This is a genomic window from Burkholderia sp. Bp8991, from assembly GCF_003853795.1.
Classification (GTDB): Bacteria; Pseudomonadota; Gammaproteobacteria; order Burkholderiales; family Burkholderiaceae; genus Burkholderia.
Map to the genome: position 1 here is coordinate 1 of NZ_QTQJ01000036.1, position 21,823 is coordinate 21,823.

A 21,823-nucleotide genomic window follows, 5' to 3' on the forward strand; every position below is an offset into this window, starting at 1 on the left:
GCGCCGTCGTCAACGCGCCCGCCTGCGCGGTCGTCAGCGCCTTGACCTGATCGGTCGTCAGGTTCTGCACCTGCGTCGTCGTCAGCGCGACGATCTGGGGCGTTTTCAGCGCCGCGATGTTCGCCGTCGACAGCGCCGTGACTTGCGCCGTCGACAGTGCCGTTACGTCAGCGGCCGTCAGCGCCGAGGCCTGCGCGGTCGTCAGCGCCTTGACCTGATCGGTCGTCAGGCCGTTCTGCACCTGACTCGTCGTCAGCGCGGCCACCTGCGCGGTCGTCAATGCACCTTCCTGCGCCGCGCTCAGATTGGTGATCTGCGCCGTCGTCAGCGCCGTTACTTCCGCGGTCGTCATCGACGTGGCCTGCGCGGTCGTCAGCGCCTTGACCTGATCGGTCGTCAGGTTCTGCACCTGGGCCGTCGTCAGCGCCACAATCTGGCCTGTCTTCAGCGCCGCCACGGCGGACGTCGTCAGTGCAGTCGCTTGCGCGGTGGACAACGCCGTCACGTCAGCCGCCGTCAGCGCCGCGGCTTGCGCGGTCGTCAGCGCCTTGACCTGATCGGTCGTCAAGCCGTTTTTCACCTGCGCGGTCGTCAATGCCGCGACCTGGGCGGTCGTCAGCGCGCCTTCCTGCGCCGCGCTCAGATTGGTGATCTGCGTCGTCGTCAGCGCCGCGACTTGCGTCGGCTTCAGCGCGGCGAATGCGGCCGTCGTCAGTGCGTTCACCTGGTCCGTGCTCAGCGCCGCGATCTGCGCCGTCGTCATGGCCGACGCCTGCGCCGTCGTCAGCGCCTTGACCTGATCGGTCGACAGGCCGTTCTGCACCTGCGCCGTCGTCAGCGCGGCGATTTGCGTGCTCGTCAGCGCCGCAGCCTGAGCGGTCGTCAGGTTCTGCACCTGGGCCGTCGTCAGCGCCGCAATCTGAGTCGCTTTCAACGCGACCACATCGGCCGTCGTCAGCGCGCTCGACTGCGCCGTCGTCAGCGCGGCGACCTGCGCCGTCGTCAACGCCGCGGCCTGCGCCGTCGTCAGCGCCTTGACCTGGTCGGTCGTCAGGCCGTTCTGCACCTGATTCGTCGTCAGCGCCGCCACCTGCGCGCTCGTCAGCGCACCTTCCTGCGCCGCGCTCAGATTGGCGATCTGTGCCGTCGTCAGTGCCGCGACCTGCGTCGGCTTCAGCGCCGCGAACGCGGCCGTCGTCAGCGCATTCACCTGATCGGTCGTCAGCGCCGCCACTTGCGCCGTCGTCAACGAGGCCGCCTGCGCGGTCGTCAGCGCCTTGACCTGATCGGTCGTCAGGTTCTGCACCTGCGTCGTCGTCAACGCAGCGACCTGGTTCGTCTTCAGCGCCGCGACATCGGCCGTCGTCAGCGCCGTGACTTGCGCCGTCGTCAGCACCGCGACGTCGGCCGTCGACAAGGCAGCGGCCTGCGCCGTCGTCAGCGCGTGAATCTGGTCCGTCGTGAGGCCGTTCTGTGCCTGGCTGGTCGTCAGCGCCGCCACTTGAGCGCTCGACAGCGCACCGGCCTGGGGCGCGCTCAGCTTCGAGAGTTGATCGGACGTGAGTGCTGCAATCTGGTTCGTCTTGAGCGCGGCAATGTCCGCCGTATTCAGCGAGCCGAGCTGGTCGGAGCTGAGAATCGCGACAGCCGTCGTGCTGAGGCTGACGACTGCCGACGTGGTCAGCGCAGCCACCGAGTCGGTCGTCAGCGCCTTGACCTGGTCGGTCGTCATTGCACCGATGTCAGTCCCTGTAAGCGCGTGCGCCTGCGCCGTCGTAAGCGCCGCGATTTGCGCCGTAGACATGCCCGTTACGATCGAAGTCATGCTTCATCCTTTCCAAGTTCGTTGTTCAGAAGCGGCATGTCCGAGACTGCCCCCCGTCAGCCGACGCTTTACTTTGATTTGGCCCTATCCTGCACCCGACTGATTAACGACCATGGAGCGACAAACTTTAGATAGACCAGGCGATCGATCGCATGTCACCGGGACATGCGCGAGACGCTGCCGATGCAGCGGCAGGATTTGAATGCGTTCTGAAAGATTTCACGAGCGCGTGACGGCCATTTCGCATCCGGCGTCGGCGGGTGGCTGCGTGCGCAGGCTTGCGTTGAAGTGGAGCGGCGGAAGCGTCTGGATCGCTCGCGCACGGGCTAGCGGCGCGGCGCAAGCTGCCGTATCAGTGACTCGCGCGCTGTCGATGCCCGAGCCGACCGGCGCGCGTTGCCCTCACGTTGCCCTGGTCAGGCAAGCGAGATGAACGATCAAAAAAGGAAATCGATACGAAGAATGCTCGATCAGGCTTGGCGCGCCCGGCTGGGATCGAACCAGCAACCCCTGCCTTCGGAGGGCGGGAAATCGGATTCATGGCGATCCAACAACATCCAAAATAATCATACAACATATTGATTTCATTGACAAAGAATCACATTGTCGTCCAACGATATCCAGCTTAAAATTTCCGTACCATTTCCGTACGAAAATCATGGCCACATCTATCGTCAGCAAGACCGCACGCGACAGGCTTTCCCCGCGCCGCGAGCCCTATTTCGCCCGAGTTCAGTCCGGTCTATACGTCGGGTTCCGTAAGCTCGCGGAAGGCGACGGGACCTGGATCGCTCGCAGACGCAATGAGGCGGGCAAGCAAGAATACAAGGCGCTCGGTACCCTCCCGAATTTCGATGACGCGGTGAAAGCTACCCTCGAATGGTCGAAGGCGGTCGACGCCGGGGTGTCCAGCAAGACCACAACCGTTAAAGATGCCTGCGAGCACTATGTCAAGCACCTAGGGCTGCACAAGGGCGCCTCCAGCAAGTCGGACGCCGAAGGCCGTTTCAAGCGGCTGGTTTACGGAGACAAGATTGGGCGCATCGATCTAGCGAAGCTGCGTACGTCACACGTCAAGGACTGGCTCAGCGAACAAATCAGCGAGATCGAGGAGGCCGCCGAGGACGAGGACGACCTCAGACGCGCCAAGGACTCGGCAAACCGCAATCTCGCGTCGTTGAAGGCGGCCCTTAACCTCGCGCTGCATGACCGCCTCGTTGCGACCGACGCGGGATGGAAAACGGTCACGAAATTTAAGGATGTCGGGCGTCGCAGACAGTCGTTCCTTCCGACAGAGCAGCGAAGCGCACTGCTTGAGGCGTGCGCTGCAGACATTCGGCAACTGGTAAAAGCGATGCTGTTCACCGCAGCTCGCCCAGGGGAGCTGGCACGCACCTGCGTCAAACACTTTGATCGCCAGCAAGGCACACTCGTCCTCGACGGCAAGACCGGGCATCGCATCGTCTCTCTGTCGTCGGCCGCCATCCGCTTCTTCGAGGAGCAAATCAAAGGCAAAATCGCCAACGCGTCCGTCTTCTCAACGGAGTATGGGCAGCCCTGGAACAAGGACTCGTGGAAGAAACCTTTCAAAGACGCGGCCAAAAAAGCTGAGCTTCCCGCTTCGGTCGTGATGTACTCCCTACGTCATACGGCAATCAGCGAAATGATCGCGAGCGGCATCGACAGCTTCGAGGTAGCTCGGATGGCTGGAACGTCGACTGAGATGATTGACAAGCATTACGGACATCTGCGACACGACCGGATGCGCGCAAAGCTCGATGCAATTGCCATCATCTAGGCTCAACAGTACGACGTCGCCGCCCCTCGGGCATTTGCACTTCCTCCGTGCCACAGTACCGTTCGCCGTGGAGAATGACTTAGTCACCTCGGGCTGGGGACGCAGGCGGTGACTCATTGCTCATCCCTACACTCTCGGTGAGAACAGAGTCCGCATCATCTGGCGTGTGCTCGCCATCAAACCACGTCATAGTTGAAGACGCAAGCGGCCAGACTCCGAGTTGGCAAATAGACATTGTTCCGCCCTCGCGGCCGGCCCCGCTCCGAGAAGAGATGCAAGTTCTTCCTCGCCCTCGATCCAATCACGTACAGAAGCTTTCTCGCACTCTGCGGGCCATTCTGGTCATTGAAATGAGGAACCATGCCCTCTAGGAGAGCGAACGCCAGAACGACATCGAACTCAGCCCCTTTCACTCCGTGAATCGTGGACACTGTGATGCCCTCGCGATTCTGAAAGACACGCCTAAAGAACTCAAGGTCGGCGATGCCAGCAACGCCATCGTTCTGTAGACGCGCAATGCGCCGCGCGGAACTCTCGAAAAATGCGGCATGATGATCTCGCAGCTGTCCGATCTCGCGGTACTGAACTTGCAGGCGTTGGAAGATTTCATCAAAGTACCGCCTCAGGTATTCGAGGCCCGCGTGCTCCTGGACGTCTATTGCATTCGACTCCCGCAAAAATGTCTTGGCAGAAAGATTCGACGTGTCCACGCCGACGTGTCGAAGATCGCGAAGCACTTCCTCAGCCCAGCGCAAACGACGACTGTACATGCCGGGTGATGGCTCGGTCAGAGCAATGCGCGAAAGCTTGTACCAAAAGTTCTCGGTATCTCTCGCGAACGGCACCATGCCGGGGCCGTCGAACTGGTACTGCGGTAGCGCGGCGGCAAGGCCACGTGTGATGGTCGCCAGGTGCACCCACTGGGGCGCCAGTACGCAAAGCTCTTGCGGCGGAATGCCCAAGTTCTCGATGTTGTGGCGGACCAGTCTTGCGATTTCCTCTATGAGATCTTCGCGGGCCACCTGGGTGTTGTACGAGATAAGACTCGGGTAGTCCTGATCCTCGCCGCCTGGGACTATCTGCGTATTATAGACGTTGAAATTGCCAAAGTACTCAATGATTCTGGATGAGGACCTATAGTTAAACGAGAGATGCTTGGGCGTGATTGCCAGATTGGTCAGCGCGCGTAGATCAGCCAGATCTATGGGGTATCCCCCAAGCGAGCCATAGATCGCCTGATTGGGATCTCCAACCATGAAGAGTCGGGTAGCTCCCGCACCGGAACGCAAGATTGACGCGATGATCGCGTACTGAATTTCCTTGGTGTCTTGATATTCATCGACAAGCACAATCGAAAACACCTGGGACAGAAGACGGCTGATGTCGGGTATCCGCTCCACAAGCTTGCAGGCATGCCACAGCAGCAACTCGAAATCAATCTGTCGATTCGCTTCGAGTGTCCTGAAGTACTCTGCCAAGATGGCATGTAGGCTTAGGTGTTTTGCCGGATTCGGGCAGCCCAAGTGATAGCCGTCGTGCGCGAAGTAGTATTCGCAATCGAAGAAAGTGATTCGCTCTCTCGCATACGGCTGGCAGAGCTGCTCCAACAGCAACTCCTTTTCGTGCTGGTCGATGATGCGATAGCCGTGAGCGAGAGCTGGCTCGTAGATGCCGTAAGGCTTGATGATCCATTCAAGGCAGAACGCGTGAATCGTTCCGATCCACAGCCTCGCGGTATCAACCCCCAAGTCCTCAATTCGCTGCTGAATCTCGTCGGCGGCGCGATGGGTGTATGTTATAGCTATTACGAACTGCCGCTCCGATTGAAGACGTGACAGTTCGTAAGCGATCTTATAAGTTAACGTCCGTGTCTTGCCGCTGCCCGGGCATGCGATCAGGAAGACGCTACCTGCTTCGCGAACCGCCTCTGCCTGCTCCGCATTTAGTTCGCTGGTGGTCCAGGCGAACATTAAACCACCTCCGCAAGGATGCCGTGAATCTGGTCGCCTGGGAGGCAAGGCATCATTGCTGTTTTGAGTGCTGCCAAATCAATAGTGCCCTGCCGGTACTCTGCCAGCCTCGCCCGCGCCGTGCCTGCGACAGCGTTCGGAATGTCATTGACCGCTAGCGCCTGCGCGACGCGGTATTCGTAGATGTTAAAGAAAAGCTCCCTGTTAAGAGTCGGCCGAGCAAAGAAGATTGCATCTTTGATGTAATCGGGCAAGATGGTTTTGTGGTCGATCTTCTTCGATAGCAATACCGCAAACCATCCCTTGCCTTGGCTCGCCGCCATAGTCAGCACCCTCGATCCGAAAGCTGCCTTGTCTCCCGATGTCAGTTCGGCCTCCGAGGCTGCAATAGTAGCGGGCGAGGCATATACGTCGGGCACGATCCTTTTCACGACCTCCCCATTACCAGCCGCAATAAAGTCGACCTCGAACGTGTGCTCAGCGTAGCAAACTGACAGCAATGGATTCGGTGCCGCAAACGCGTCAAGCGCGACCTTACGCGCTGCGCCGGAAACCTGTGAGGCAAGACAGCGCTGCTTATATGTTGCCTGCGCTGCCGGCTCGCCCGCCACCGGCGTGGTGTCGATGAATGCGGAGTCAAGGTCTGTGATGATGCTGCAGCGCTTGCGGATTCTGGACGCATGGAAGAGAACGGCGACATTTTTGAAGCCCGTGCTGCGGATATTGATAAGGCTTACGCCAAGCTCGTCAAGGCTAAGTCCCAGGACCTTCTTGAACAGCACCGGAATCAGAATTTCTTCCGCGTCCCCCTCGACCAGCACAACGCTCTTGGCAAAGAGCAAGTTGCTGCGCACGGCATCAAGGTAGCGCTCTAGGTTGCCGAGTTCATCTGGCGAAAGACCTGTCGCTGGCTGGTATGCCTCGCATGCGTGGCCGCGTCTGCCCAGTATGTTAACGCTTTGTATCTTGCTTACTTCCGAGATATGCGTTGAATGCGTCGAGTAGATGATCTGGGTGTCTTCATACGCTATGCGATCAAACAAGGTCTTCTGGATGTGCGTGTGAATGTGGGCCTCTGGCTCTTCTATGATCAAGAAGTTTGCGATCGCTTGATGCACCTGCTGGTACTTGAACTCAAGTAGCTTCAGCGTCAGATATATTAGGTTCGCGCCGCCAAGACTGAGTTCGTGAATGGCGCCCTCATAGTCTTCTTCCGACTCACCAACGAACAATCGCAGCGACTGAAACAGCTTATCCGGTTCATCGGACAGTTCGGACTTGATCGAGAGCGAGCTTGGTGAGTACGTCTCTCCAGCGGCATCCTTGATCGTATCGCGAATGTCCGACCGCACTGTCTGTACGTCTTCGAGGTCTTCGATCGCGGTGTTCAGATCGAGAACCTTTTCCACAATAGGAGTCATCACGGCAGGCGAAATGTCGCCGCTTTTCGCCTTAAGCAGTGTTAGAAGCGGATTGGTCCGGTTGTTGTGGAACTCGGCTACTACATCACGTAGTGCCTGAATGAACGTGAAGGACACTTCTTTCGCGACAGAGAGATAGACTGGCACGCGCGCACCAACTCTAGGATCGTCAATCTCGGGACTGAATATGCAATTTTCGAAGTCACCTGCGAGTTCCTTGTAGACCGCTGGGTTAGAGAAGTCCGCCTCGCTCCTGCCTGTGAACACCGTCTCATAGTCCGCGACGGTGATGGTCTCGCGGATCGCCGTAAGCCCTGCAAAGTCAAAATCGGCAAGTTGTGCAAGCCTCAGCCTGAGCTCCTTCTTGGGGCGGAAGATGAGGTTGTATGTCGCGCGGCCGATCGGGCCTCCGGCAACAACACCGGTGCCGTGCAGAAAGAGCGCTTGAATCGCTTCGTCCGGCCCAATTTCGTCAAATTCCAAGCTAAGGATGATCCAGTGCCCGCGCCAGTCACTCAGGCCGCGATTGAAGTCCGACGCTTCCAGCTTGTAGGCCGAGCGCAGCATGTTGTCATCAAGCAGAAGCCGGATTGCCCGAAAGAGATTCGTCTTCCCCGAACCGTTCTCCCCTATGACGGTGTTGACGCCCTTGTTGAACGTCAGCGTCGTGCTCGGGAAGTTGCGGTAGTTGACCAGCGTGAATTTTGAGATGTGCATCGCGATGGAACTGTCCCGTTTGATCGTTCTGTGTTATTCACCTGCCGAAAAACCGTTCCACTATAGCAACCCCGTCCCTTAAGGCAAGAGTGACGCCGTCTGCCTCGCCGTGGACGACAATCATTCACTTCTCGGCGATCTCAATGTGAGGCGCCGCTCATACCAGCCTGACGATCGTCGGCTCGACGAACGCAAACTTATGCAAGACGCATTCGGCACAAGCGGCCGCATCCTGAAGTGCGGATGCCGTCAGGGGCCGCACAGCTCGCGTTGTACATCCGCCGGCCGGCACGGACCATGCCAACTCCTCGTGAATCGCTGGCGCATTTGAATATGCATGGTCATGGGCGACATCATCGGCCCAACCTCATTCCGTTGGAAACTCTGAATTTTTCCAGGAAAATTTTTGAGAGCCCCTTCCTCATTTTCGGAATCGCTTGCGTGCGCCATCCTCCCACTGTCAATTGTCCAAAGGAGGTTGTCGTGAACCAAGAGAGTATAAAAATGCCTGAGGAAGGATTTGTTCGGGTCAACCAAATCGTCAAGCCGCACGGCCCACTACCCATCTCTCGTGCCCACTGGCTTCAAGGCGTGAAAGACGGCCGGTATCCGAAACCTATCAAGCTGTCCGCTCGCATCACTGCCTGGCGGGTCGAAGACATTCGTGCCCTGATCCAAAGCCTCGGGGAGTGAGCGAGATGGCTGCGAACGAAAATTCGGTGCTGTTGCCCGCGCCGCTGACACCACGTGAGTGCGACCTGAGTGATTTTCCCTTCATGCCCTTGGAAATCGCACGACTGCGCCGCAGCAAGACCTGGCGCAACGCGAAGCGCAATCCCGAACTGGCATTCCCTCTGATAAACCTGTGGACTGCGGCGTGGCACGAGGTGCCGGCGGGTTCTCTCGAAGATGATGATGAAGTGCTGGCTGATTTGGCAATGTGCTCGCCCGTCAAGTGGAAAAGGTTGCGTGATCAGGTACTGGCGGGATGGGTAAAGTGCAACGATGGGCGCCTTTACCATCCGACCGTTTGCGAAAAAGTCCGGGAAAGCTGGGAAGCCAAGCTAGAACATCGTGCCCGACTTAGCAATCTCAATGTCCGGAAACGCCGTGAGCGTACGGATCGCAGCATGATGTTCAGGGAATTGCGGAAGGCTGGGATCATCCTCCAGTGGAACGTCTCGACGAGGGAGCTGCGCAACCTGTTCACCCAGAAATTTCCCGACTCTGCCGATCTGTCACAAAGACAGTATGGTGACGATCACAGCGAAGATCCGGCCATGTCACGGTCTGGAAACGGAAATGGAAACGAAGAGGGACACTCTTCCGTGCCTCCCGGCACAGGCGCATTCGCCTCATCTTCGAACCTTAGCGCACACGGTTACATTTTTCAGGTTGTTGTCCCGTGGCTCACCTTGCATGGAGTCGAGGACAGGCATGCCCGTTCGCTCATGGGCTCAGCCATTAAAACGCTTGGCGCGGAAAGCGCTCGACAACTGGGACAGCAATGCATTGATGCTGCGCCGAACGAGCCTGTTGCCTGGCTTGCGTCTCGCATCCCGAACGGCAAAGGCAAACAAAGCCGCAGCACCGAATCGGACGATACCGACTACCAAGCTGGAGTGGAAGATGGCGGCCACATTTTCTAAATATACCGAATTGAAGCGCACCAGCCGATGCGAGAAACATGGCGCATACGAGGAAATCGGAACTATGCTCTCGATTCTCAATCGGACGATTTGGTACGGATGTAATCGATGCGGTACCGAATTGCGTACGGCGGAGGAGTCGAGACGATCTGCTGAATTCGAGCGCAACCGCCAGCACCGCATTGAACAACGCCTCAAAATCGCTGGCATCCCTCGCCGATTCATTGATCGAAATTTCCATAGCTTTTTTGCTGACACGAAGGAAAAGCTCTTCGCCTTGAAAATCGCGTCCGATTTCGCAGCTAACTTCGCAGAAAATTCCAATGATGGCAATTCACTGATTTTTTCCGGTCGGCATGGGACCGGAAAAACCCACCTTGCCGTGGCGGTCGGACTAGCCGTTATGGTTCATAGTACCGTCATTTACGTTAATGCCCTCGATTTGATTCGGATGGTACGCGACACGTGGCGTCGTGGTTCGCCGCTGACCGAACTCGATGTATTGAACGATTTGTCCTCTGTGGGCTTGCTGATAGTTGACGAAGTTGGGGTGCAATATGGTACAGAAGGCGAAAAGGTCATCCTCTTCGATGTCATCAATCGTCGGTATCGCGACTCAAAGCCGATGATCTTGCTCACGAACCTCAACCGAGATGGAATGAAGGACTTTCTTGGAGATCGCAGTTTTGACCGGTTGCGCGAGATTGGCACATGGGTCATCTTTGACTGGACGTCTTACCGTGGCGCAAACAGACGGGGGCAATCCTGACGTACGTCCTGAAGCTGCCTTGCGCGACCGAAGCAATGGCGTGCGCGACCGGTGATGTCGTCACGTCACCGCGTGCAAGCAGGCGGCAAACTCGAATGGCGGTAGTCGTCAGTCAAGAGCAACTACATCCGTATTCAGGCGGCGCCCCGATCCCGGCAAGATGCAGTTTCTCGAAGTCGAGGCGGGAGGACGGTGCAGCGTTGAGCGTCGCATCTCCCTCGCTTTCCAGATTTTATCGAATGAAAAATGTGCTTTCATCGCGTATTTTCGGCCCATTCTCGTGGAAAGCCCGCAAAACCGGAACCTCTAATAATTATGTCGCCTTCGGCGACTCATTTTCACGACTGCAAACCCTCGCGACGCATATGACGTCTCTTTATGCTGTCCCCGCTGACGCCTGCCTCACTGTTCTTCCATGTGCCCTATGTGCAATGCGCACTGCACATATCGCATTGCGCATATCTCATTGCGCATTCGCCCAGCGAAGCTGGGCTTCAGAAGATATCGCATATGACCCGTAACACGTATCAATAATTGTAAAATTAAATTTAAATATCGTTTCATCAGTTATCCGAATTTATAATCATGCAAATCATACTCGGTGTGCATCATGCTCCATCCCGACAAGATCCGCTTCATGCAGCGCCTCCAGCAGGCCGCGGTTCATCAGCACGTCTTCTACGCTGCGGGACGAACCGATGTCTCGGGCTTCGATCGGCTAACAAAAAAATTCGCCCATGCGTACGGTACCGATCTCAGTCGCCAGACAAAGCACAAACACCGGCTGGCCGGCGAGGCCAGTAGCTGCCTTCATGGCGTACGACTCGCCACCCGGAGCGAGAATGGCCAGCTATCTGTCGACTGGGTGTTGCTGGTCAGCGCGGGGCTCGGCCTCGTGACCCACCGCGAGCAGCTCCAGGATCTGCGCGATCCACGCTCGCGGCTGAAATCGCCGGATCAGCGGCACGAGTTGGTCCACGACGGCAAGACCTGGTCGTGGCGACTGACTCACCGCAGCTACAACCAATATGTCGAGCGGATTCACCGGATCGCTTCGTTGCCCCCGGATCGGCGCCGGCAGATCGAAATCGACGGCGCCTTGCGGGATGCCGACGCCGAAATCCTGCTCGACCGGCTCTACGCTGAACCGGGCTTTCGTCTCGTGCGGCGGCAGGTCGGCAAGCTTGTCGCCGAACTTCGGCGCGACTGGAAACGGCTTCGGCCAGCCAGTGGGCCGCAGCCGACAGAACGCTCCTTCCTCGCCTACGTCCGGTTTCTGCCGAACCGGCCGGTCGTCAATGGGCTCACGCAAGCCGAGCGACGGGAGGCTTTCCGGATTGCCTTTCCCGATCAGGCCGGAACAGACGCGCATAGGGCGCCAGAGTAATTGCGACCGGCACAACAGTTGCGCTACTGGCCCACAGCGACAGACGGTAAAGCCAAGCTGGCGGGCGGCGGGTACTACAACTTTGGTGCGGGCATAGACGCATCGTCGCATAAACTCTGTCGCTGTGGCGAAGTCGAGAGAGCATGGAATGAACACTTCAGCTAAAGAAGTTCGATTCGACGATTGCACCATGTGGGTGGAATTATCCGACGGCCGCACGCTAGGCGTTCCACTGGCCTGGTTCCCTCGTTTGCTGCACGCGACACCAGCGCAACAAGCCGCCTGCGATGTCGGCCGCTACGGACTTCATTGGGAATCCATTGATGAGGACATCTCGATCGAGGGTCTGTTGGACGGTCGCGGCGACATGAGTAACCGGTCGCGTCGACTTGGCGAGATGTAGCCGGCTAAGACATCTCCTGCCACCGTCGAGAGCATATTTATATGCGGGCGTTTGACATTGCGATGGGCCACAACAACCCGATCGAGTCATCCAATGTCGACACGTGATCCTTTCTCCGTATTTCTCAACAAGGTCTTGCACGGCAACCCCAACCAGGATCTGATCGATGCAGGACTGCCAGCCCTGCGCCGACTCTATGCCGTCGCACACGAAGACGGCGGTTCGAGTTACGTCGCAGCCGAGTTTTTGCTGGGCCTCTATGACCAGAAACGTTTCCCGTTCCCGCTCGCAGATCTGCGCATGCTGGACCAGGAATGTTTCGACGATGTCCTGCGCGTCCTGCAAATGGATACGCGGGCCTGCTCGCATAACGTTGCTCACTACTTTGCCCACGGCATAAAACGCTTTGAGCAACTGGCGATCGACTGGGGTTTCATTGATTCAACGGACTAACCGAAGCGGTTCTCCCCGTGGCAATGTCACGGGGAGAAAATCGAGGCACGGGATCTTGCTGGCAAAAGATTTGATAGTTTTCAAGCGGGGACCGTGTTGCTCAACGTAAACGTTGAGGGCTTCCATGTCCTACGCCGATGTAGCGAGTCAATCGTGCCGCCGTCTGTACCGATGCCTTATTGCGCAACAGGCGTTCCGGCACCCAGCCGCTTCAGGCCATCCGCGAAACCGCCGAGATAGTCGGGGCTGAACTCCAGCATCAAACCTTTGCGAACCGTATGCGCGGTCGTCACCGGGTTGTAGCCGTCGCTCGCCGACTCGTACTTCGTCAACGCACGGCCGGCAAAAATCCGGATACCTTGGTTCTCGCGCTCGGCATCCTCAACGACCTTTGCCGGCAGGTCGATCATCTGGGTCCACGACGCCCCGCTGCCGACATTGTTGAAGCATTCCAGATCCTTGATCGTCTCGCCATTGCTGTCGGCCACATGACCCAGCGCCACGTATGTACCGTCACCCTTCACGAGCCAGAACTCGATGCCGTTGCCCGTGTGGAACCCGTGATAGCCATGCACGACCTCTGCATCACGGGGGCAACGATCTTGCGGATCGCCGGGAACGTGCGTCATCCAGGCATCCTGAAAGCCGCCGTTTGCGATCACCCCGGCGACGATCCGGTACGCCTGGGCGTGGCCAGCGGTGTTGTAGTTTGTGGAGACCAGCTGCAGGTTCAGATCCAGCCAGCCATGGAAATCCGGGGCGTTGATGAATTGCTGCCTGTACAGACGCGGTGCGACGTACGTCCTGACCATGTTGCAGCTGTTACAACCGGCATAACCCACCTGGACCGCAACCTTCGCGGCGACCTGATCCCGCGTGAGCGGAGCCGTGTTGACGGCACAGCCGCAGATTGAAGTAACCAGCGTGCAGATCAGAAACAGCTTTTTCATATCGATATCGCCCTTGATTGACTGGATGTCTGGCTGTCCTCCCGGACAGCCAGAACTCTTACCGGGCGATACCGCCACGTACCACGTTGCTGCTTTCGGCGAACGTATACTTCTTCACGATTCCCTTTTCGTCGAACAGCACCGTCAGCGTCTTCTTCTCGATGTTTGCGCCATGCGCCAGAAGATTCAGGACCGGCACATAGTTGATGGCCTGAGGCGTAGCATGGTCGAATTCGTAGTTCCAGATTTCCAGGCCGGCATCGGTAAACGACACCTTGTTCGCCGAACCAAATGCCGTCTGCACGTCAACCTTGGTCGATTTGCCCTCAACGATCGAATTGCCGACCGACGTCTGGCTCTGATCCCTCAGTGCCTCATTGCCCGCACTCACGGCGCAGCCAGCCAGCACAGCCGAAGCCGCGACCGATGCGGCAACCAGAATCTTCCTCATGGTGAATCCCCGGATTGGAAAGAAATGACGCGCAGCGGCGAAGAGCACCCCGTCCGCCGCACGGATGAAAACAGATGGGCAAGCAGAAACCTGACGCGGCGATTCAGGCCAAGCGCGCAATCCGTACGCTACGAGGCATTTCGATCCTGGCTTTTCAATTTCTCAGGCCCCTGAGGTCAAGTTCTCTTTTTTCCGGCTCGCACCACCACCGGATGACTACGAAATTCGTAGCTATCTGGACGGGAGCTTGCTACGATAATCGTAGTATGTCAACTCCCAGCGGGACGTCCTCCGGGAAGGTCGTCCCGGCTGGACGATGTCCATGGAAGATGAATAGCCAGCACAACAACACGGAAGTGCGATGCAAGGGACCTGAAATGAAACCTCTGATCCTGTCCTACAGTCGTTTTACCAGGGCGCCGTTCTGGATGCGTGCGTCGGTCGGCCTGCTAGCGCTAACCGTACTCATCCAGATCAAGGATCTGCTGGATATTGTGTGGGCCCATTTCCACATCAACCTGTTTGTCGCCGACATCATTGTGCAGACAGCGTTCGCTCCCGTCGTCGTCACGCTGATTGCCCCCATGCTGTCTTTCTTCGCCCCCCTGTTTCGTGGAGCGCGGTCGGGCGGAACACGGCGATTTGACTACGGCGATCCATTCGTTCGTGGCCTTCACGACGACGACTCATGGGACTTGTCAGGGCGCCCTCGTCTGGAAGACGACTGGTATACCGATCCAAGCTATTCATGGTTTTCGGCAAACATTTTCCACGACAATTCTCATTAGTCGTGGAACCATACGGACTGACGGTCACCGGCAGGTTTCGCACGTACCGAAGGAGCATCCCAAATGAATGCCGTCATGCGCGAATTCATGAAGGCAGCCAGAGAGGCCCCAAGGCTGTTCTTCCTCCCCATCACGGGGGCGATTGAAGCAGTTCGTCGAGAGATGAGACACAGTCGATGCGATCGGCACCCCGACGAGCCGGTTGATGCTCGCTCCCATAACGGCACCCAGGATCGGCGCTGATCGGGAATCCCCGGGGTTCGGACGGGTCTGTCCTGATTTCTCCGGTCTGATGTGCACAACCGTCGCCCTCCCGGTAGACATCCTCATCCACTACGATCTTCGTAGTATCTGGAATTGCGATTAACTACGATATTCGTAACTCTGAAAATACAGAGTTACGCAATGTCGGCAACAGACAATACGGTCTTCGGAGGTCGGCTGAAGGAAGCCCGCCTTCGTGCCGGGCTGTCGCAGAAATCGCTGGGCATTGCGGCGGGCCTGGACCCTTTCGTCGCCAGCACCCGTATCAACCGCTACGAACTGGGCATCCACAAGGTGGATTACCCGTTTGCCTGCCGGCTGGCCGCCGAGCTTTCGGTCCCACCTGCCTATTTCTTTGCCGAAGACGACGACCTTGCCGAATTGATCCTGCTTTACGGGCAGGCGTCAAAGCGAGCTCGGGCGCGGTTGCTGGCAGCGGCGCGCGAGATATAGGCTTCCGGAACGTAGTTCCTGTCGGGCGGCCCGTGACCCACAGATAACACCGAAGTGCGAAAGGAAACTGCCGGGTCGAACTACCCCGGCAGTGGTTGCGCCACTTCATGTGACGACTTTGGCCCTACGGCCGTTGGTCTGATGTTTTTACTACGCCGTTTCTCCGTGAAAATGAGCAGGGCTGCCAGGCCCTGCCGTGACCCAGAACACACTCGTACACTTCAAAATACCGCTCCGACCTTTCGCTCCGCCTGGACAACCGTCAGGTCTGCCCTCGCATCGCTGCTAATCAGCCAGTCTCCCTCACCCGTACCTTGCCCGGTGCCACCCGGGTTCAATCGGCCGTTGGTGATTCCCACGTTAGCCACATGTGTCGACGTAACATGCCGCCGCGCTCCGCTACCAGCAATTAGCCCTGTGGGCCTACCCCGCCTTGCAGCGGGTTTCAGGGGGTCGAGGTTCCAGAGCACCTCCCCTACTTTGCCGGCGCATCACCGCGCCCTGACTAACCAGCCCACCTCCCGGTGAACCGGCCAGCGGCCCGTCACGACTTACCCGGATGCATCCTCTTGGGATGCAATAAATGGCTTGAGCTATGCATCGATCTCATCGGCTTGCGCCAACGAGTACCAGACGATCCAGATTTCCCCTCACGTCCCTGCGCCGTTACCGACGCCTCAGAAGCCCACCACCCAGGACACCGTCCAACCCTTTCGGGCTGCCCGTTGTCGGGATTTTCACCCGTTCGCACATGGCAGGGATACTCCAGTCGCCTGGAGGCCCGTTTCCGTGTCGCCCGACTTCCCACTCCGCAAAACTGGATTGGGTCGAAGGAGGCATCGCAGCCCCCAGCGCCCTGCGTAACGTGGCGAGCCCAATTACAGGCACCACGCTTCAGCGGTCGATTCCAGCTGATTGGCAGTCAGCTGAAACTGAAGTGCACGAACGTGTCTGGGGTTGGCAGCCCCGGCACATTCTAGAGAGTGTGTGGACTGCCGACCCTTTCACGGATCGCATAGTCATGCTAACAGTAATTCAGAAACTCACTATACGCGCGTCTGTTATAGGGATATTCACCGATCGGGAAGGTAACAGGTAGGCATACGCGTGCCGATTCTGTTTATCACTTCGCGTTCGCCATCTCTCTCCTGCCCGGACCAACACCCATCCCTTCATGGCCCGGCATAACAGGAGAATGAGAAATGGAGAACATCCCCAAATCGGCAAAACACGTCGCGTGCGATTTCTTCCTCGATGTCGAACTGCTCTGCGTCGTGCGCGACGAGGCCGTATTCGATTTTGGTGAGGAAGTTCGGGTCGTCCGGCTGGACAACTGTGAAGCGCAGGTTGGCGAATTCGGACGCCTGGCGTTGTTCCACACGCAGCATGGCGGCCGGTGGCAGTTTCGCCCGTATCGATCGGGCAGTTGGCGCAGGGCGCCCGAGCTGGACACCCCGTCTAGCTGGACCTGGCGCTGCATAAAAACCGGCGACTTCACCGCCACAGCAATCGGTGTCCTGCCGAGTCATACCCCAACCGCTCATCTTCCACCGGAAGATGAGAACAACGGGTTCCCGTTTTAACGAAGGACACAGGAGGGCAAATTGCCCTCCTGTTTTGATTTTGCCGCCTCTATTGGCGTTGCCGATGCGGACCGCCTCATTCCTGCTCGGTGACGCGGTTGTCCGCCGCGATCGCGTCCATGGTCGAGACCAAGCTCGTAAGCAAGTCGCTGTGGTGCCGCTTCAAGTGGCCATAAATGTTCTCGTTGCGGAGGAGACGAGCCATGAAGCTCTTGGCGACGACCAGCGACAGCATAGTCTCGCCGATCTCGTCCTCCACGGCTTGGCAGTCTTGCCGCAACCGCTCCATTTCCGCCTCCATCCTGGCCAGGTCCTCGGGCGATATTTCGTCTTTCTTTTTGGACTTGGGGCCGTCGACGAGCGCCTCGGAGCGCGTGGCGACCAAGATCATTTCGGCGTATGTCGCGGTGAACTTGTTCGCCGCGATCATCATCTCGGCCGCCTCAATCTGGCGATATGACTTCATCTTCTTCAGAACGGAAAACACTTTGGGAGCTGCCTGACGATTTTTGAGAAGCGAGGCCGCTTCCGGCGCGACTCCGTCGAGCAGGGCTGCCCGCTCGCGAATGCTGCGTACGTCCATACGGAGAACTTCGGCGATTCGCCTCTCAGAGGCGCCCTTGGCGAGCGCCGCCCGTATCATCCTGTGCTCCTGCACGGCCGACAAGCGCGTGACGTGGCGGTTGAACGTGAAGCACTCGTCGTCGGTGGAGACCATGCACGGCGCGGTATCCCGACGCAGTTCTTTGAGCGCCTCAAGTCGCAACCGGCCGTCAAGCAGCTCGAAGTCTCCGAACTGGCGAGGCGACCGAAACACCGCGAGCGGCTCGATGACGCCAAGCTCCTCGATGGAGCCAAGGATGGTCTTATATTTCGCCGTTTCAAGCACGCCCTTTCCCAGCGGCGCACTGGAGACGATCCGCCCCAAAGGAACTTCAATAACTTTCGCCTCGAAACCGTGTCTGACATTGCTCATGGCATAAGCTCCGGCGGAATGCGGGAGGCGACCGCCTCGGGGATATCCTTGACGCCTTCTGCCCGCAAAAGCGTTCTGAAATGCTCGTCGGCGAGAAAGCGGCGAAGGACTGAAGTAATAAGCAGAAGGCGCTGCTCTTGCAGGTTGGCGTTCTGCACAATCATTTTTTGGCGGCGAACTTCGTTCCTGTAGGTTCGCAGCAACTTCTGCGGCGTGGGCTTCTCGCGCTGAACTGGACGACCTCCCATCTTTTTGCCCGCCGCCTCGCGCTTGCTCAGGATTCGGCGCACGCGCAACAATTGGTCACCCGTCAGTGTCTTAGACTCGTAGGCGGCGACCATCGCCGCCTGGACCTCTTCCGTCGGCGAGCGGGCGACCTCGACGGCAAGCCAGAGGGGCATGACGCGCTTCTCGACAGCCTGCAGGAGTCGCTGCTCGCCTTTTTCCAACAATTGCAGGATGCCGTTGACGTAGGCGTCGTCGAGGTTCGTTTTGCGGGAAATCTCGGCCGTCGAGTAGCCTTTGGCGCGAAGGACTTGCAAGCCGCCCAACAGTTCGGCGGTGGAATGACGTCGCCGCGCGATGTTCTCCGTGAGCGTGATGAGGTAGCGATCGATTTCGCTGGCCTCGACGATCGAGCACGGAATCATGCTCTCGCCAAGCGCTTTGAGCGCTTCGAGGCGGCCCTGCCCGCACAGCACTTCATACCACTCGCCATCGGCGTCGCGGCCGCCATGGGCCACCGTTATAGGCCTCTTGAGGCCAACCGACGCAATGTTCTCGACAAGCTGGGAGAAGAAATACGGGTTGCGCGTCCTTGGATTCAGGACTCTCAGCTGCGCGACCGGAATTTGCGCGATCTCGTCGCTGCGCGAAAGCGCAGACACAATTCTGTCGACGCGGTCATTCATATCTGACTCCTTTCAGCGGAACCCGGCGAGCTAGGTGGCAGAGCATTTCCAGGTCGTCGTAGCGATAGCCCTCAAAGCCGAAATCGTTGTGGTCACCCAAGCGGACCACGTCCGTCGAAACATCGATGGCCGGCAAAAGGAAGTAGTCGCGGATCGATTGCGCGTCTAGCTCCATGCGAACGGCGACGGTAATGTCCGGGCGCAACGCGGTGTCGAAGCGGATGATCCAGCGGTTCGAGCCCGCATTGGTCGGCCGGCAGCGCGACAAGGCCAGCGACACCCTGAACTCTTCATTGACCCACAGCAAACCGGACGCGATGTCCTTCTCGACGCGCGCGCCCGCGTCAAGCATTGCCCGCTCAGCGGCCGATACGACCTCGGGATGCTGCTCCCGCAGGCGGCGGTTAAGCTCGACGTACCTGTAATCGCGCGCGGGCGCGTAGCCGATCAGGTCGTAGGTGCGAAGCAAGCTGCCGAAGCGGCTCGCGTAGGCGCTGCTGGACGGGCAGCCGGGCGACTCGTCAATGATGATGCCGGAGAGGTAGCCGTTTCGAAGCAGCAGCTTTCGCAGAGCTTCCAGCATATCCGCGTCGGTGAGCCGGTAGGAGCGCGCGAGGATGATTTGGCGGGCGGCCTCGAAGATGATCCGATCGACGATCGGCTCGAATGCGTCGTCCGCGCGAACCCATGACGCCGGCGGATTGCGGACGCGCTCTTGTTTGAGCTTAAACGACACCCGATTCCAGACGTTATCGCCGACGTACTTGTCGTTTGTGAGAATCTGGTGGACCGTTCCCCGAGTCCACGCGACGCCGCGATCGGTGCGCACGCCAGCTTCGTTCAGCGCAGCGGCGATCTCGGCCTCGGAGCGCCCCTCCTCGACGAACCATCGGTAGATGTCGCGTACAGTAGCTACCTCGTCGTACGGCCCCGGGACAAGAATGACGCGATCGGTTTGGATCGCCTTGTGCTCGCCACGTCTGAGCTCGTGCCTCTGCCCGTTCGGCTCGACCCGTACGCGGCGGAGGCCGAAGCCCGCCGGGCCGCCCTGCCGAAAACCGTTCCGGATGTGGCGGCATTGGCCGGCGTGCACTTTCACGCTGAGCTCGCGGCTATATTCGCCAGCCATCGTTCGCTTAACGCTCTTGATGATGCTTGACACGGGGCTTCCGTCGTTCTCGAACTGCTCGGCGCAGTACAGCACTCTCACACCCGCGTGCTTGCAACGGATTTCATAGCTTGCGCTTTCGTCTGGGTCTTGAAAACGACCCCATCGGCTAACGTCATAGACCAAAATTACGGAAAAGTCGGCCGCGCCTGACTCCACGTCTCTTAGCAAGGCCTTCAAAGAGTCGCGCCCGTCGAGCCGCAGCCCACTTTTCCCTTCATCCGCGTAGACACGCACTACGTCCAGATCGCGACTTTCCGCGAACGCCAAGATGACGTCCTTTTGGTTTTCGGTCGAGTATTGTTGGTGCTCCGTCGACATTCGCACGTAAGCCGCCGCGCGGCCTCGGCCAGCCGCGCCTTGCGGATGTTTGTTGCGAGTTGTCCGTTCCACCCTGCCTCCCTTCGAGCCGCGAGGGGGCAGCCGCGTGTCGCCGCAGGCCTCCGCGCGGAGGCGACACGCGAGCCCGCTCTTTCGCTTGCGTTCAGGGAATATAGTTTTGGAGGCGCGAAAAATGTTGCCGACAACACGCAAGAATTTGCGCGAAGAAAGGGAAAGAATCGGCGCGGAATATCCCATGGCGATCGCCATGGCGCTCAAAGAAGAAATGGGCGGATCGAGAAACTCGATCAAGAAGCTCGCTCGATGGACGGGCGCGAGCGAGAGGACGGTACAAAACTGGCTAGGAGGCGTGCGCGGCCCAAGCGGCCCGCACCTAGTGGCGTTGGCGCGGCATTCGCCGGCCGTCCACTTTGCCTATCTATCAATGACTGGACGGATCGACGGCTCGGCATCGGACATCAACGCAGGCGTGGCCTTGCTAAGAGAGGCGTTAAACCTCCTAACCGCGCGTCGTCTTTCGTGAACGTGATTGCGTTTGTTCCGACCGCTGTTGTTTTCGCGAACCCGTCTTCATCTACCCGCCGCGTCATCATGGCCGCCATCCTCTAACGCGAAGGGCCGTTTGCACGTAAGCCGGGTTGGGGTGATAGCGCACGTTGGCGGGAAGGACGAGCGTTGGCGCAAGGGCATCTCGAAAACCCCTGATGCCTCCATCCAACTCGGCTTCTGCCAACTCTCCCACGCGCGACTCGCTGACACGGATTCTGTATCGGCGGTCAAAAGCGACCAGATTGGAGTCGTAGGCGAAATGATGAAGCTTGCAAAGAGCCACGCCGTTTGTAACTTCATCGGTGCTGCCAGACGCGGACACCGGCACGATATGAGCCGCATCTAGCAGGCCGAGCTGGACACGGCAAAACGCGCACCGATGGCCATAAGCCTCGAGGACCTTGCGGCTAAAATTCGCCGCGCGATATCTCCTAGCGATCCTTCGAATCACCATTTGCCTCGGACGATTGGCCACAGCCGCGATTTGCTCATCATCCAGCGAGTCCAGGTCGTTTAAGAGGTTCATGTCGCGATGCGCGCGCCCCGTTTGATGCAAGCTGCTGGTCGACTGCGCGTAGTCGACCAGCAGGAACGGACGAAAGGCCACAACGATTTCATTTTCCTTAGCCTGGGTCGCAAACGCACCACCTGCGGCCGCTTCCAAGGTTCGCTCCCGAATCTGCGCGGATGGCGAAGCCGAACTCTGCCCATCGTGGGCCGAGATGTCCCAGGCGGCGAACACCTCTAGTTCGTCATGCCATCCGAGAAGCAGTGTTGGCGTCCCCTCGTGCCCGTGGGGCACGCTCGTGAACTGAATCCGATACTCGTCATCCGCACGATTTGCCCCGCCGTGCGTGCAATTCCAGATATAGACTCGGAAGTCGAAGCTTCTGCTGTCCGCGCGGGCTGCCCTGATCAGGAATGGATGCGTGCCGTCAATCACCAGCGGGAGCCATCCTCCCTCCCTGACTCCGTCCAACACTCTTGCCAGCAGTT

At 58.6% G+C, this 21,823-nt stretch carries 18 protein-coding genes and 1 pseudogene; 10 read left to right on the plus strand and 9 right to left on the minus strand.

Features of this window, described 5'->3' with window-relative positions:
• Positions 1-1,732: pseudogene (locus DIE02_RS29595) on the minus strand (heme utilization protein); the annotation flags it as partial.
• Between the two features lie 751 nt (positions 1,733-2,483).
• Here DIE02_RS29595 and DIE02_RS29600 point away from each other — a divergent pair.
• Entirely contained in the window at positions 2,484-3,623 is a 1,140-nt protein-coding gene (locus DIE02_RS29600) for a site-specific integrase (RefSeq protein ID WP_124530062.1), read from the plus strand.
• Positions 3,624-3,799: 176 nt separating this feature from the next.
• Here DIE02_RS29600 and DIE02_RS29605 read toward each other — a convergent pair whose 3' ends face one another.
• Entirely contained in the window at positions 3,800-5,593 is a 1,794-nt protein-coding gene (locus tag DIE02_RS29605) for a UvrD-helicase domain-containing protein (RefSeq protein ID WP_124530064.1), read from the minus strand.
• Positions 5,593-7,731 carry an ATP-dependent endonuclease gene (locus DIE02_RS29610; RefSeq protein WP_124530066.1) on the minus strand — a complete coding sequence of 713 codons (2,139 nt, stop codon included), beginning with the start codon at positions 7,729-7,731 and terminating at the stop codon, positions 5,593-5,595. The genes DIE02_RS29605 and DIE02_RS29610 overlap by 1 nt, the downstream gene beginning before the upstream one ends.
• Before the next feature lie 297 nt (positions 7,732-8,028).
• Between DIE02_RS29610 and DIE02_RS36200 the strand changes: the two genes are divergently transcribed.
• The 6 genes from DIE02_RS36200 (at position 8,029) to DIE02_RS29640 (ending at position 12,392) form a co-directional block, all read left to right on the plus strand.
• Positions 8,029-8,424, plus strand: coding sequence for an AlpA family transcriptional regulator (locus DIE02_RS36200; protein WP_260441534.1), 396 nt, complete (start codon positions 8,029-8,031; stop codon positions 8,422-8,424).
• A 5-nt stretch (positions 8,425-8,429) separates the two neighbouring features.
• Complete coding sequence (locus tag DIE02_RS29620) at positions 8,430-9,380, plus strand: DUF1376 domain-containing protein (protein ID WP_124530068.1); 951 nt, start codon at positions 8,430-8,432, stop codon at positions 9,378-9,380.
• Positions 9,361-10,149 carry an ATP-binding protein gene (locus DIE02_RS29625; protein WP_124530070.1) on the plus strand — a complete coding sequence of 263 codons (789 nt, stop codon included), beginning with the start codon at positions 9,361-9,363 and terminating at the stop codon, positions 10,147-10,149. The genes DIE02_RS29620 and DIE02_RS29625 overlap by 20 nt, the downstream gene beginning before the upstream one ends.
• Positions 10,150-10,759: 610 nt before the next feature.
• Positions 10,760-11,536 carry a hypothetical protein gene (locus DIE02_RS29630; protein WP_124530072.1) on the plus strand — a complete coding sequence of 259 codons (777 nt, stop codon included), beginning with the start codon at positions 10,760-10,762 and terminating at the stop codon, positions 11,534-11,536.
• 148 nt (positions 11,537-11,684) lie between these two features.
• Positions 11,685-11,939 carry a DUF2442 domain-containing protein gene (locus DIE02_RS29635; RefSeq protein ID WP_124530074.1) on the plus strand — a complete coding sequence of 85 codons (255 nt, stop codon included), beginning with the start codon at positions 11,685-11,687 and terminating at the stop codon, positions 11,937-11,939.
• A 93-nt stretch (positions 11,940-12,032) separates the two neighbouring features.
• Positions 12,033-12,392 (plus strand): hypothetical protein, encoded by a 360-nt coding sequence (locus DIE02_RS29640; protein WP_124530076.1) that lies wholly within the window; start codon positions 12,033-12,035, stop codon positions 12,390-12,392.
• Positions 12,393-12,568: 176 nt separating this feature from the next.
• Here the strand turns inward: DIE02_RS29640 and DIE02_RS29645 are convergent, their stop codons facing one another.
• Both DIE02_RS29645 and DIE02_RS29650 read right to left on the minus strand, forming a co-directional pair.
• Positions 12,569-13,342: a hypothetical protein gene (locus DIE02_RS29645; protein WP_124530078.1), complete on the minus strand. Its 774-nt coding sequence runs from the start codon at positions 13,340-13,342 to the stop codon at positions 12,569-12,571.
• Positions 13,343-13,400: 58 nt separating this feature from the next.
• Positions 13,401-13,793, minus strand: coding sequence for a hypothetical protein (locus DIE02_RS29650; RefSeq protein WP_124530080.1), 393 nt, complete (start codon positions 13,791-13,793; stop codon positions 13,401-13,403).
• 377 nt (positions 13,794-14,170) lie between these two features.
• On the opposite strand from DIE02_RS29650, the gene DIE02_RS29655 reads away from it, so the two are divergent.
• From DIE02_RS29655 to DIE02_RS29670, 3 genes are all read left to right on the plus strand, one after another.
• Positions 14,171-14,581: a hypothetical protein gene (locus tag DIE02_RS29655; RefSeq protein WP_124530082.1), complete on the plus strand. Its 411-nt coding sequence runs from the start codon at positions 14,171-14,173 to the stop codon at positions 14,579-14,581.
• Positions 14,582-14,986: 405 nt separating this feature from the next.
• Positions 14,987-15,298, plus strand: coding sequence for a helix-turn-helix domain-containing protein (locus tag DIE02_RS29665; protein WP_124530086.1), 312 nt, complete (start codon positions 14,987-14,989; stop codon positions 15,296-15,298).
• Between the two features lie 1,202 nt (positions 15,299-16,500).
• Positions 16,501-16,881: a hypothetical protein gene (locus DIE02_RS29670; RefSeq protein ID WP_124530088.1), complete on the plus strand. Its 381-nt coding sequence runs from the start codon at positions 16,501-16,503 to the stop codon at positions 16,879-16,881.
• Between the two features lie 76 nt (positions 16,882-16,957).
• Here the strand turns inward: DIE02_RS29670 and DIE02_RS29675 are convergent, their stop codons facing one another.
• From DIE02_RS29675 to DIE02_RS29695, 4 genes are all read right to left on the minus strand, one after another.
• Complete coding sequence (locus DIE02_RS29675; RefSeq protein WP_124530090.1) at positions 16,958-17,857, minus strand: plasmid partitioning protein RepB C-terminal domain-containing protein; 900 nt, start codon at positions 17,855-17,857, stop codon at positions 16,958-16,960.
• Positions 17,854-18,768: a ParB/RepB/Spo0J family partition protein gene (locus tag DIE02_RS29680; RefSeq protein ID WP_124530092.1), complete on the minus strand. Its 915-nt coding sequence runs from the start codon at positions 18,766-18,768 to the stop codon at positions 17,854-17,856. Before DIE02_RS29680 ends, DIE02_RS29675 begins: the two co-directional genes overlap by 4 nt.
• The gene (locus tag DIE02_RS29685; protein ID WP_124530094.1) at positions 18,761-20,515 is read right to left on the minus strand and encodes a recombinase family protein; all 1,755 of its coding nucleotides are present in this window, start codon (positions 20,513-20,515) and stop codon (positions 18,761-18,763) included. The genes DIE02_RS29680 and DIE02_RS29685 overlap by 8 nt, the downstream gene beginning before the upstream one ends.
• A 352-nt stretch (positions 20,516-20,867) precedes the next feature.
• Positions 20,868-21,770 carry an HNH endonuclease gene (locus DIE02_RS29695; RefSeq protein ID WP_124530096.1) on the minus strand — a complete coding sequence of 301 codons (903 nt, stop codon included), beginning with the start codon at positions 21,768-21,770 and terminating at the stop codon, positions 20,868-20,870.
• Between the last annotated feature and the right edge of the window lie 53 nt (positions 21,771-21,823).

Coding starts and splice junctions, on each gene's coding strand:
- DIE02_RS29600 (WP_124530062.1), top strand. CDS start 2,484: ATGGCCACATCTATCGTCAGCAAGACCGCACGCGACAGGCTTTCCCCG.
- DIE02_RS29605 (WP_124530064.1), bottom strand. CDS start 5,593: ATGTTCGCCTGGACCACCAGCGAACTAAATGCGGAGCAGGCAGAGGCG.
- DIE02_RS29610 (WP_124530066.1), bottom strand. CDS start 7,731: ATGCACATCTCAAAATTCACGCTGGTCAACTACCGCAACTTCCCGAGC.
- DIE02_RS36200 (WP_260441534.1), top strand. CDS start 8,029: ATGCCAACTCCTCGTGAATCGCTGGCGCATTTGAATATGCATGGTCAT.
- DIE02_RS29620 (WP_124530068.1), top strand. CDS start 8,430: ATGGCTGCGAACGAAAATTCGGTGCTGTTGCCCGCGCCGCTGACACCA.
- DIE02_RS29625 (WP_124530070.1), top strand. CDS start 9,361: ATGGCGGCCACATTTTCTAAATATACCGAATTGAAGCGCACCAGCCGA.
- DIE02_RS29630 (WP_124530072.1), top strand. CDS start 10,760: ATGCTCCATCCCGACAAGATCCGCTTCATGCAGCGCCTCCAGCAGGCC.
- DIE02_RS29635 (WP_124530074.1), top strand. CDS start 11,685: ATGAACACTTCAGCTAAAGAAGTTCGATTCGACGATTGCACCATGTGG.
- DIE02_RS29640 (WP_124530076.1), top strand. CDS start 12,033: ATGTCGACACGTGATCCTTTCTCCGTATTTCTCAACAAGGTCTTGCAC.
- DIE02_RS29645 (WP_124530078.1), bottom strand. CDS start 13,342: ATGAAAAAGCTGTTTCTGATCTGCACGCTGGTTACTTCAATCTGCGGC.
- DIE02_RS29650 (WP_124530080.1), bottom strand. CDS start 13,793: ATGAGGAAGATTCTGGTTGCCGCATCGGTCGCGGCTTCGGCTGTGCTG.
- DIE02_RS29655 (WP_124530082.1), top strand. CDS start 14,171: ATGAAACCTCTGATCCTGTCCTACAGTCGTTTTACCAGGGCGCCGTTC.
- DIE02_RS29665 (WP_124530086.1), top strand. CDS start 14,987: ATGTCGGCAACAGACAATACGGTCTTCGGAGGTCGGCTGAAGGAAGCC.
- DIE02_RS29670 (WP_124530088.1), top strand. CDS start 16,501: ATGGAGAACATCCCCAAATCGGCAAAACACGTCGCGTGCGATTTCTTC.
- DIE02_RS29675 (WP_124530090.1), bottom strand. CDS start 17,857: ATGAGCAATGTCAGACACGGTTTCGAGGCGAAAGTTATTGAAGTTCCT.
- DIE02_RS29680 (WP_124530092.1), bottom strand. CDS start 18,768: ATGAATGACCGCGTCGACAGAATTGTGTCTGCGCTTTCGCGCAGCGAC.
- DIE02_RS29685 (WP_124530094.1), bottom strand. CDS start 20,515: ATGGGATATTCCGCGCCGATTCTTTCCCTTTCTTCGCGCAAATTCTTG.